This window comes from Massilia agri, assembly GCF_024753255.1.
GTDB lineage: Bacteria > Pseudomonadota > Gammaproteobacteria > Burkholderiales > Burkholderiaceae_D > Telluria > Telluria agri.
In genome coordinates this window covers 299,317-309,991 of record NZ_JANUHA010000004.1, presented here as the reverse complement: position 1 = coordinate 309,991, position 10,675 = coordinate 299,317, and the positions used below count along the sequence as shown (strand labels likewise).

Annotated in this window: 12 protein-coding genes and 1 pseudogene; 7 read left to right on the top strand and 6 right to left on the bottom strand. The window is 67.3% G+C overall.

Features of this window, described 5'->3' with window-relative positions; all coding sequences use genetic code 11:
- The first annotated feature begins 2 nt into the window (after window positions 1–2).
- The gene (locus tag NX780_RS08430; RefSeq protein ID WP_258827419.1) at window positions 3–455 is read left to right on the top strand and encodes an MSHA biogenesis protein MshP; all 453 of its coding nucleotides are present in this window, start codon (window positions 3–5) and stop codon (window positions 453–455) included.
- 13 nt (window positions 456–468) lie between these two features.
- Here the strand turns inward: NX780_RS08430 and NX780_RS08425 are convergent, their stop codons facing one another.
- Complete coding sequence (locus tag NX780_RS08425; protein WP_258827418.1) at window positions 469–1,440, bottom strand: GlxA family transcriptional regulator; 972 nt, start codon at window positions 1,438–1,440, stop codon at window positions 469–471.
- A gap of 90 nt (window positions 1,441–1,530) precedes the next feature.
- On the opposite strand from NX780_RS08425, the gene NX780_RS08420 reads away from it, so the two are divergent.
- The 3 genes from NX780_RS08420 (at window position 1,531) to NX780_RS08410 (ending at window position 3,830) form a co-directional block, all read left to right on the top strand.
- Window positions 1,531–2,334 (top strand): MBL fold metallo-hydrolase, encoded by an 804-nt coding sequence (locus NX780_RS08420; protein WP_258827417.1) that lies wholly within the window; start codon window positions 1,531–1,533, stop codon window positions 2,332–2,334.
- Window positions 2,335–2,416: 82 nt separating this feature from the next.
- Window positions 2,417–3,157 (top strand): SDR family oxidoreductase, encoded by a 741-nt coding sequence (locus NX780_RS08415; protein WP_258827416.1) that lies wholly within the window; start codon window positions 2,417–2,419, stop codon window positions 3,155–3,157.
- 43 nt (window positions 3,158–3,200) lie between these two features.
- On the top strand, window positions 3,201–3,830 hold the full coding sequence (locus NX780_RS08410; protein ID WP_258827415.1) for an HAD-IA family hydrolase: 630 nt from the start codon (window positions 3,201–3,203) through the stop codon (window positions 3,828–3,830).
- A gap of 3 nt (window positions 3,831–3,833) precedes the next feature.
- Here the strand turns inward: NX780_RS08410 and NX780_RS08405 are convergent, their stop codons facing one another.
- The gene (locus tag NX780_RS08405) at window positions 3,834–5,069 is read right to left on the bottom strand and encodes an RtcB family protein (protein ID WP_258827414.1); all 1,236 of its coding nucleotides are present in this window, start codon (window positions 5,067–5,069) and stop codon (window positions 3,834–3,836) included.
- A 126-nt stretch (window positions 5,070–5,195) separates the two neighbouring features.
- Here NX780_RS08405 and NX780_RS08400 point away from each other — a divergent pair, with 126 nt between their 5' ends.
- Window positions 5,196–6,227 carry a lipid A deacylase LpxR family protein gene (locus tag NX780_RS08400; RefSeq protein ID WP_258827413.1) on the top strand — a complete coding sequence of 344 codons (1,032 nt, stop codon included), beginning with the start codon at window positions 5,196–5,198 and terminating at the stop codon, window positions 6,225–6,227.
- Window positions 6,228–6,321: 94 nt separating this feature from the next.
- Window positions 6,322–6,780: a hypothetical protein gene (locus NX780_RS08395; RefSeq protein ID WP_258827412.1), complete on the top strand. Its 459-nt coding sequence runs from the start codon at window positions 6,322–6,324 to the stop codon at window positions 6,778–6,780.
- Between the two features lie 127 nt (window positions 6,781–6,907).
- Here NX780_RS08395 and NX780_RS08390 read toward each other — a convergent pair whose 3' ends face one another.
- From NX780_RS08390 to folE, 3 genes and pseudogenes are all read right to left on the bottom strand, one after another.
- The gene (locus NX780_RS08390) at window positions 6,908–7,516 is read right to left on the bottom strand and encodes a phosphatase PAP2 family protein (RefSeq protein WP_258827411.1); all 609 of its coding nucleotides are present in this window, start codon (window positions 7,514–7,516) and stop codon (window positions 6,908–6,910) included.
- Between the two features lie 173 nt (window positions 7,517–7,689).
- A pseudogene (locus NX780_RS08385) lies at window positions 7,690–7,965 on the bottom strand (transposase); the annotation flags it as partial.
- A gap of 88 nt (window positions 7,966–8,053) precedes the next feature.
- Window positions 8,054–8,620 carry a GTP cyclohydrolase I FolE gene (gene folE, locus NX780_RS08380; RefSeq protein WP_258827410.1) on the bottom strand — a complete coding sequence of 189 codons (567 nt, stop codon included), beginning with the start codon at window positions 8,618–8,620 and terminating at the stop codon, window positions 8,054–8,056.
- 207 nt (window positions 8,621–8,827) lie between these two features.
- Between folE and NX780_RS08375 the strand changes: the two genes are divergently transcribed.
- Entirely contained in the window at window positions 8,828–9,703 is an 876-nt protein-coding gene (locus NX780_RS08375; protein WP_258827409.1) for a hypothetical protein, read from the top strand.
- On the opposite strand, the gene nudC is transcribed toward NX780_RS08375, so the two are convergent.
- Window positions 9,700–10,524 (bottom strand): NAD(+) diphosphatase, encoded by an 825-nt coding sequence (gene nudC / locus NX780_RS08370; protein WP_258827408.1) that lies wholly within the window; start codon window positions 10,522–10,524, stop codon window positions 9,700–9,702. The two genes, NX780_RS08375 and nudC, sit on opposite strands and share 4 nt — an antisense overlap.
- Window positions 10,525–10,675: the final 151 nt, after the last annotated feature.

Sequence of the window (10,675 nt, the reverse complement as noted above, 5' to 3'; positions counted from 1 at the left end):
GCATGCGCCAGTCAGGTTTCGCCTACATCGCGGCGGTGGTGCTGCTGGTCGTCGTCGCCGGCATCTCGGTGGCGCTGCTGCGCCTGTCCGCTACCCAGCAGCAGACCGTCAACCAGAACCTGCTCGGCGTGCGCGCCAGCATGGCTGCGCGCGGCGGCATGGAGTGGGGCCTTTACCAGCTGCGCGCCAATGCGTGCTTCGGCGACCAGACCCTGACCGACTTCATGGCCGATACGGGCTTCCGGGTCCGGGTCCGCTGCAGCGTACGCAGCTTCAGCGAGGGCGAATCCGCGCCGGGCGCGCCCATCGCCAAGAACGCCTACCGCATCGAGGCGGTCGCCTGCAATGCCGCCAGCTGCCCCGCCCCTACGGGCGCCGACGTGGTTCGCCCCGACTACGTCGAGCGGCGGCGCGTGGCGACCGTCTGCATGACCGCCACAGGCGACGGCTGCTGAGGGCAACCGGAACTCAGGCCCGTCCGAAGGCCTGCCGGTACTGCGCCGTCGTCATCCCCGTCGCTTCCTTGAACATGCGCCGCATCCCCGCGTCGCTGCTGAAGCCCAGCTCCGCGCTGATGGTGCTGGCCGGCAGGCCGGTATGGATCAGGCGCTCGCTCACCTGGTTCAGCTTCACGCGCCGCACCCAGGCCGCGGCGGGCAGGCCGGTGGCGGCAAGCACCTTGCGCGCCAGGGTGCGCTCGGAGGTAGCGAGTTCGCGCGCCAGCCGCGGCAAGGTGCCCTCCCCCGCCGGCAGGCGTTCGACCGCATCGTGCAGGCGCCGCATCAGGCGGCCGGGCTGGGCGATCAGGTGCACGGTCTGGAAGGCCTGGTGGGTGCGCTCGGGACGCGGCAACACCATCAGGCGGGTCAGGTCGCGGTAGGCCTCCATGCTCAGGCGCGATTCGATGACGGCCTGGGCGATCGGCAGGTAGCCGTTCACGCCGGAGGCGGTCGCCGTGCGTACGTTGAACACGTCGGTGCGCTCGACCTGCCAGTCGACTTTCGGGAAGCGCTTTCTCGCGCTGTCCGCCAGCCACCAGGTGATGGTCGCGCCCTGCCGGTCCAGCCTGCGCGCGGCGGCGGCCAGGCACACGCCGGTGCAGTAGCTCCACACCGCGACGTGCTTGCCGAGCCGGCCGATGGCGGCGACCAGCGGCGCGTTGTCCGCCAGCGCCGCCTCCACCTGTTCGGCGGATTCGGTCCAGAAACCAGGCACCAGGAGGGCATCCACCTGCGTCCCGTCGAGCGCTTGCGCGGCCGGCAGGCGCAAGCCGTGCGCGCAGGCGACCTCGCCTTCGGCCAGCCCGACGAACACGGTCTCGAACAGGCGCCTGCCGGCACGCCGGTTGGCCGCGTGCAGCAGGTCGGCGAAGGCGAGCAGGCCGGCGGGCATGCAGCCGGGGTAGAGCAGCAGGGCGACGCGCAAGGAAGGCTGGGCCATGGCGGAAATTGGATGGTTTATGTCGTTTCCCGCCATTGGAGCAGATCGGGCGCCGGCTGACAATGGCGGCGTCACTCAAGGAGAAACCGCATGAAGATCACCCAGCTGCGCAACGCCACCATCATCGTCGACCTCGGCCCCCATCGCATCCTCGTCGACCCCATGCTGGCCCCACAAGGCGCGCTGCCGCCCCTGCGCTTCGGCGGTGGACGCGCGCGCAATCCCACGGTCGAACTGCCCTTCGGCGCCGACGCCCTGCTCGAGACGGTCACGCACTGCCTGATCACGCACTGCCAGAAAGGCCACTTCGACCACCTCGACCGCGCCGGCAAGCGCTGGCTGCGCGAGCGCGGCATCCCCGTGATCTGCACGCCGCACGACGCCGACTACCTGCGCGGCCGCGGCCTGAACGTGCAGCCCCTGGGGAGCAGCGCCCATGCGCCACAGCCTTTCCTGGATGGACAGGTGACGACGGTGCCCTGCCGCCACGGACGCGGCGCGGTGGCCCTCCTGATGGAGCACGGCGTCGGCTACTACATCGAGATGCCGGGCGAGCCGACGCTCTACCTGTCGGGCGACACCCTGCTCACGCCGCGGGTGCGCGAGTTCGTCGCCGGCCGCCAGCCGGACGTGTGCCTGGTGCCGGCCGGCGGCGCCCGTTTCGACCTGGGCAGCGAGATCATCATGGACGAGCAGGATGTCGTCGACCTGCTGCGCCTCACGCAAGGCCAGGTGGTGGCGAACCACCTCGAGGCACTGAGTCACTGCCCGGTCACGCGGACCGGGCTGGCGCAGGCCGCCGCGCAGGCCGGCATGCAGGCGCGGCTCCACGTCCCGGCCGATGGCGAGACCCTGGTGTTCCATGAGGAAGAACTGTTAATGGCGATGGAATAATGATGGCGGTTTTTCCGTAATTATCCCTTTTCGATAATCGTTCATCATGCGGACATCCCATCCAGACCAGAGGAGAATCCGCATGAACCAGGACACCCGCCCAGTCGCCATCGTCACCGGCGCATCGCGCGGTATCGGCGCCGCCATCGCCCAGCGCCTCGCCGAGGACGGCTACCACATCGTCGTCAACTACGCCAGCAACGAAGCCGAGGCGCAGCGCGTGGTGGCGACCCTGCACGCCGTCGGCCACGGCGCCATCGCCGTGCGGGCCGACGTCTCCAAACCGGACGACGTGCGCGCCCTGTTCGATGCCGCCGAGCGCGAGCTGGGCCGGGTGGACGTACTGGTCAACAATGCCGGCGTGCTCAAGACCATGCCGCTGGCCGAGACCAGCGACGAGCTCTTCGAAAACACCTTCGGCATCAATGTGCAGGGCACCTTCAACACCCTGCGCGAGGCGGCGCGGCGCCTGAACGACGGCGGGCGCATCGTGAACTTTTCCACGACCGTGCTGGCGATGAAGCTGCCGGGCTATGCGATCTACAGCGCCAGCAAGGCGGCGGTGGAGGCGATGGGCGCCATCTTCGCCAAGGAACTGCGCGGCCGCCGGATCCGCGTCAACACCGTGGCGCCGGGGCCGGTTGCCACCGAGCTGTTCTTCTCCGGGAAGACCCAGGAACAGATCGCCGGTTTCGCCAAGATGCCCCCGCTCGAACGCCTGGGCGAGCCGGGCGATATCGCGCGCATCGTGTCCTTCCTGGTGAGCGAAGAGTCGGGCTGGGTCAATGGCCAGGTGCTGCGAGCGAACGGGGGCACGGCCTGAGGTTCCAATATAATCGGGCGCATTGTTCCTATCGTGTGCCCGCATGTCTTACCGCCTCGCCATTTTCGACTTCGACGGCACGCTGGCCGATTCCTTTCCCTTCTTCGTCAGCGTGTTCAACCGCATCGCGGACGAGCACGGCTTTCGCCGCGTCGACGGCGAAGAGGCGCAGCAGCTGCGCCACCACGATACCCGCACCATCATGCGCCACCTCGGCATGCCGGCCTGGAAGCTGCCGCTGGCCTCGCGCAGCTTCATCGGCCTGATGCGCGAGAACGCGGCGCGCATCCCGCTGTTCGACGGCATCCACGAGGTGCTGCACACGCTCAGCCGCGAAGGCGTGCGCCTGGCCATCGTGTCCTCGAATTCGGAGCAGAACGTGCGGCTGGTGCTGGGCCCGGCGCTGGGCGATTTGTTCCAGCACTACGAATGCGGCATGTCGATCTTCGGCAAGGCCGCGCGCATCCGCAAGGTGGTGAAGCAGGCCGCGGTGCCGGCCGCGCATGCGCTCTACGTGGGCGACCAGGCCATGGATGCGGAAGCGGCGCGCAAGGTCGGCGTGGCCTTCGGCGCCGTCAGCTGGGGCTATGCGCCGATCGAGGCGCTGCGCCGCATCAAACCCGAGCGCGAATTCGGCACGCCAACCGAACTGCTGCGCATCGTCCGTCCCTGACGTTCAGCCCTTCACGCACACCACCTGCTTGAGCGTGTGCACCACTTCGACCAGCTCGCGCTGGGCGTGCATGACGGCGTCGATGTCCTTGTAGGCCATCGGGATCTCGTCGATCACGCCCTCGTCCTTGCGCGATTCCACCCCTTCCAGCACCCGTTCCATGTCGGCGCGGGTGAAGCGGCGCTTGGCTTCGGTGCGGCTCATCACGCGTCCCGCGCCATGGCTGCAGCTGTGAAAACTTTCCGGGTTCCCCTTGCCGCGCACAATGAAACTCTTGGCGCCCATGGAGCCCGGTATGATGCCCAGCTCGCCCTCACGGGCCGAGACGGCGCCCTTGCGCGTGACCAGCACGTCCTTGCCGAAGTGCTTCTCTTTCTGCACATAGTTATGGTGGCAATTAACCGCCTCCACATGCGCATCGAAAGGTTTCGGAAGCACGCCGCGCATCGCGTGGATCACGTTGTGCATCATGACTTCGCGGTTGATGCGCGCGAACTTCTGCGCCCAGCCCACCGCTTCCACGTAGTCGTCGTAGTGCTCGGTGCCTTCCTCGAGATAGGCGAGATCCTGGTCGGGCAGGTTGACCTGGTGGCGCCGCATGTCCTGGCGCGCCAGCTCGATGAAGTGCGTCCCGATCGCATTGCCCACCCCGCGCGAGCCGGAGTGCAGCATGACCCAGACCGCGCCCTCCTCGTCGAGGCAGACTTCGACGAAATGGTTGCCGCTGCCTAGGGTGCCCAGGTGCTTGTAGTTATTGGTGCCGCGCAGCTTCGGGTACTTGCGGCAGATCGCGTCGAACTCGTCCTTCAGTTTCGCCCAGCCGGCGTCGACGGCCGGCGGCGGACTGTTCCAGGAGCCGACGTCGCGGCCCTTGTGGCTGCGGGTCTTGGGCGACATACCGTGCGGCACCGCCTGCTCGATGGCGCTGCGCAGCTTGCCGAGATTATCCGGCAGGTCGGCGGCGCGCAGGGTGGTCTTGGCCGCCATCATGCCGCAGCCGATGTCGACGCCGACGGCGGCCGGGATCACGGCGCCCAGGGTCGGGATCACGCTGCCGATGGTGGAGCCCTTGCCGACGTGGACGTCCGGCATCACGGCGACGTGGTGGAACACGAAGGGCAGCTGCGCAAGCTTTTCCAGCTGCTGCTTCGCTTCGGCCTCGACGGGCACGCCCTGCGTCCACATCTTGACCGGCTTGCCGCCCTGTGGCGAGAGGAGTTCGATGTCGTCCTGGTTCATGGCGCCATCATCGCGCAAATCCGGCGTCGATGGAGTTCGGCTGGATTCGCATTTCCTGTGACAGATCAATGAGGTCTGTAGCGCAGACACAAGACTGGAGGATATTGCGCATTTGAAAGGACGATCATGCGGACTGCCTGCCGCCTGCTGGCGGCCTCCCTGCTGCTGGCGGCGCCCTGCGCGGCGCAGGAGGCGCGCTTCTTCACCCTCGACAACGACAGCTGGTTCGATACCGACCGCTACTACACCAATGGCGTCCAGCTCGCCTGGCGCGATGCCGCCGACACCCGTGGGGAGCTGGCGCGCCGCTGGACTGGGTCAGCCTGCCGCTGGCTCGGTTGCGGCGATGCGCGCTACCTGTTCGGCCAGCACAGTGTCGGGCAATTGATGTACACGCCGGGCGACATCACGGTGGCGGCACCCCAGCCCCTGGACCGCCCCTATGCCGGCCTGCTCTATCTGGAACGCAACTGGCTCTTCCTCGATGCCGATGGCCAGGTGCTCACCACCCTCGGTGCACAGGTCGGCCTCACCGGCAGGCTGTCGCTGGCCGAACCGGCGCAGAAACTGATCCACCGCATCGTCGACCGCCCGCAGCCCCAGGGTTGGGACGACCAGGTCGGCACGACCCTGGCCGTGATGCTCTCGGCTGAGCGGCGCATGGCTTGGCCCGCCCTTTCCGGCCCCATCGCAGGCAATGTCCGCCTGCACACGGCGGCGTACTGGCGCGCCGCACTCGGCAATACCATGACGTATGCTGCGGGCGGCCTCACCCTCACCGTTGGCAAGAACCTGCCGCCCGTTTCTCCGGCGCCACCCGGCATCGCCAACCGGCTGACGGGCGGCGCCACGGGCGACACCTCCTGCCTGTGGGAATGGCTGCAATGCACGCTGGTGCTCGGAGCCGAAGGCCGCGGCATGGCCTACAACCTGTTCCTGCAGGGCCGCCCCTGGCGCGAGGACCCCGGCGTGCGGCCACGGCGCTGGGTCGGCGATCTCATGGCGGGATTGCGCCTGGATTTTCCCGGCACGCGCGGGCGCGAACACGGCCCCTGGTTCGTCCAGTTCCGCACGACCCGCCGCACGGCCGAGTTCCGCGCTCCCACCTTCGTACCGCGCCACACCGTCGGTTCGCTAACGCTCGGCATCGATTTCTGAAGACGTACGCCAGCGGCCTCGCCTTGCGCGGGCTGGACAGCGCTTCTATACTCGCAGCACATGCATTCCTGCATCATCGACAAGGTAACCGCCCATGCGCCACCCATCCTTCCTGCTCGTCCCGCTGCTCGCACCGCTGCTGCTGACCGGCTGCGTCAACGACACGGCCAGCTACCAGATCGAGGGCAATGACCATGCGCTGACCGTACGCGTGGTGCAGGATTATTTTTGGAGCAAGGAAGGCACGGTGAAGCTGACCGCGGCGCGCATGCCCGACTGCATGCGCCAGATGGATCTGGGGGAATTGCCCCTGTCTGGCCTGGAGATCGAACTGTTCGCCAGCGGCCCCAACCTGTACACCCTGCGCGCCGGCGAAGAGGCCTGGCAGGTCGAGACCCAGGGCTGTACCCAGCTCGAAGCACCGGAAGCGAACGCCGTGACCGGCCAGGCGCTGGGCGCCTTCCACCTCGATGCCAAGGGCAAGCTGCTGTTCGAGGCGGCGGAGGCGGCGCCGGAAGGCGATACGGGAAGCAGCACGCAAGCGCCGTCGTAGGAGCGCGCGGCCGGCGCGCGAACAATCCTTCCACGCGTCCTGCGTGCGTCGGACCCGCTCGCTGCAAGGCCAGGCCTGCGGCGATGCCGGCCGCGTCGTCCCTACACGGTCGCCTTCACATCAACACTCAGGGGCGCAGCCAGCCGCGCCCGATCGGCACCGCCAGCACCCGGCGGTACACTTCTTCCATCCAGGGCAGCACGGAGGCGCAGGCCGCGCGGCCCGCCGGCGTCGATACGAGCGCCGCCATCGTGGCCGACACCACGAGTGCGCCGAACATGTCTTTCGGCCAATGCACGCCGAGGTAGACCCGCGACCAGGCAACGATCAGGGCCAGCGGCAGCAGCACCAGGCCGATGCGGCGCACCTGCGCGACCCCACTGAAGACCAGCACCAGGGCCACCGAGAAGATGCTCGTGGCATGGTCGCTCGGGAAGGAGCTGTCAGGATCGTGCAGGAGGAAAGTGTGGCCGATCTCGGCGACGAAGGGACGGGGGCTGTACCAGAAATGGCCGATCAGGTTGTTGAGGGTCAGGGCGCAGGCGGCGGCAATGAAGGCGCGCAGCGCGATCTCGCGGCGCGGCCCGCTCCCGCCGATCCACAGCAGCACCAGCGTCAAGGGCACCAGGAAAATCAGCCACTCGGCCGCGAACACGGCGCCAAGCAATTGCCAGCCACCCAGGCTGGCTTCGGCATTGAGGGCGGAGAAGAGGATCAGGTTGAGGTGCTCGAACATGGCGCCGCCAAAAGTGATATCAAGAATATATCGCCATAGCTTAGCGGAGCTCATCCGCCGCACAGTTCGAGAAGTGCAACAGATTGTGACAATGGTGTGACAATCCCGAGGGCCACTGCCCCAGCTCAAGCGCGATGCAGCATGCGCCGCAGCTGGCTCAGCTCCTGTTCCCGCCCGGACCGTTCGAGCACGGTCTCCAGCAGCGAGCGGTCGCCCTCGCGCAGCATGGTCCACTGGGTGAAGTACTCGTGCACCGTGCGCCAGGGCGGAAAGCCGGCCGGCATATTGCGCCAGGTGCTGCCGGTGTGCAGGAAGTACAGGACCGCGCAGAACACGTCGTAGAGGTCGTGCTTGCGTGGCCGGGTCTTGCGCCGCGCCGCTTCCAGCATGCCGCGCACGGGCTCAAACTGCTCGCGAGAAATATCGCTGGGATAGGCCGGACGGTCCATGGTCGTCCCCTCCAAAGTAACTTGGAGGGGAGCGATCCGGAACAGGTTCCAAGACAAACGCGGCCGTCGGACGAAGGCCGCTAGGACCTTAATCGCGCGTCAGCGCCAGGAACTCGGTACGCAGCGCCAGGTTCGGCTGCAGCTCGCCCAGCATCGCCGAGGTGATGGTCTCTTCGCCGATGGCGCGGATGCCACGGCTTTCCATGCACAGGTGACGGCACTTCACGACCACGCCGACCGCCTTCGGTTCCAGCACTTCCATCAGGGCGTTGGCGATCTGGATCGTCATGCGCTCCTGCACCTGCAGGCGCTTGGAGAAGATGTCGACCAGGCGGGTCAGCTTGGACAGGCCGACGATCTTCCCGTTCGGCAGGTAGCCGACGGTGGCCTTGCCGAAGAAGGGCGCCAGGTGGTGTTCGCAATGGCTGTAGACCGGGATGTTGCGCACCACGATCAGCTCATTGTATTCCTCGGCGCCATCCTCGAAGGCCTTGAGCACTTCGACGGGATCCTGGTCATAGCCCGAGGTCCAGTGTTTCCAGGCCGTCGCCACGCGGTGCGGCGTCTCCTGCAGGCCCGGACGGTCGGGGTCCTCGCCCAGGCTGGTGAGCAGGCGGCGCCAGTCGTGTTCGGTGAAAGCTTCTTTGTCAGACATGGTGAACCTTAAAAAATCGAGTGCCGCAAGTATATAGAAAATGCGCGAAATCGACCGGAGGCTGCCGGTTTCTTGAGCAAAATTAATGTACTTACGCCACGGCCGGCGTAGCGTGGAAGGTGGTTCCTGCCCAATGAGCGTGTAAACAAACATTCAGGGCAAGGCGCACCGTCGAAGACAGTTGTTTACACGGTCTGGGAGACAAACATGTTCGGAAGCACCGTCCTCGAAGTCGCCATAGGCCTGACATTTTGCTACGGCACCCTGGCGCTGGTCGTCAGTACCTTGCAGGAGGCCCTGGCGGCGGCCTTCAGCCTGCGCGCCAACATGCTGCTGGCGGCCATCAAGCGCATGCTGGACGACCCGCGCTGCGAAGCGCTGGCCCAGAGCCTCTACGACCACCCGCTGGTCAATCCGCACGGCAGCACCGCCAACCGCCGGCCACTGTCGGTGCGACCGTCTTACATCGAACCGGCCCACTTCGCGATCGCCCTGCTCGATTCGCTGCGCAGCAATCCGGCCATCCCGCTGCAGGCGGCCATCGAGGCCCTGCCCGACGAACAGGTAAAACGCGTGCTGCTGGCCCTGTACCGCCAGTCCAGCGGAGACCTGCAACGCTTCCAGGATGGCATCGCCGGCTGGTTCAACAGCGCGATGGAACGTCTGTCGGGCGTGTATAAACGGCGCCAGCTCCTGATTTCCTTCCTGCTGGCCATGCTGCTCGCCATTTTGCTGAACATCGACAGCATCCACCTGTTCCAGACCCTGTGGCAGAACCCGGCCCTGGCCGCCCAGATCAAGGCCGCGCCCAGCGCGCTGGACGCCGAGGCGCTGCGCCAGCTGTGGGCGCTGCCGATCGGCTGGAGCACCTTCCCGCCGCAGCTGGACAGCGCATTCGCCCTGCAGGTGGCGGGTTGGCTGATCACGGCCGGCACCACCCTGTTCGGCGCGCCCTTCTGGTTCGACCTGCTGCAGCGCGCCGTGCAGCTGCGCGGCACCGGCGCCAAGCCCGCCGCATCGCGGACCCAGGCCGACGGCAGCGCCGCCGCCCTGGCGCCGGTGCCGGCAGCGGGAAGGGATTAGCGCCCCGGCGGCCGGTGCGCGTCCACCAGCACGCTCGACACCGAGATGTGCGGCACCCGCTCCGGCCACTCGTCATCCGGTCCGAACCAGCGCGCCTCGGCCAGCTCCGTCGCGTCGACGCGGATCTCGCCATCGAGGTAGTCGGCCGTGAAGGCCAGCATCAGCGAATGCGGGAAGGGCCAGGACTGGCTGGCGAAGTAGCGCAGGTTCTGCACGCGCAGGCCCACCTCCTCGTAGACCTCGCGATGGATCGCCTCTTCCACCGACTCCCCCGCCTCCAGGAAGCCCGCCAGCGGCACGAAGCGCTTGGTCGGCGAATGCAGGTGCATGGCCAGCAGCACGCTGTCGCCCTTTTTGATCAGGACCATCATGGCCGGCGAAATGCGCGGATAGGCCATGTGCCCGCACTGCACGCATTGATAGCAGCGCTCACCAGTGGCCAGCACGGTGGAGCTTCCGCAGGCGCCGCAGAAGCGGTGGGTGCGCGCCCACTCGGCCACCTGGGCGGCGCGCGCCGCCAGGCCACGCAGTGATTCATCCATGTTCGAGAACAGGACCGCGCGCAGGCTGAGCAGGACATAGCCCGGCGGCAGCACCGGCTCGCTGTCGAACCATCCCGTTTCGCAGTAGCGCTCGCCCAGCATGCCGAGCGGTTGCAGGCGCGCACGGTCGACGTCCAGCTGCGCCAGCAGGGCGGTGTCCGGCAGGGCCAGGTCGCTCTCGCGCACCAGCAGCCGGCCGGCATGGAAGACGAAACTCAGGGGATGGGGGTCGGGACGGGAGGCGAACAGCGGGGTGAAGGATGGCGGTGTCAGGAGCATGGTCTGGGCGGCAAGGTAGAGAACGCGGTGCTTGATGATACCGCCTTTCGCGCACGCCTTCGTCCGACCCGATCAGAGCTGCGCACCTTCGCCGCGCGAACTATTCGCTGCTCATCCGGCTCAAAGTTGGGCTGATCGCTGCTCGCCGCCC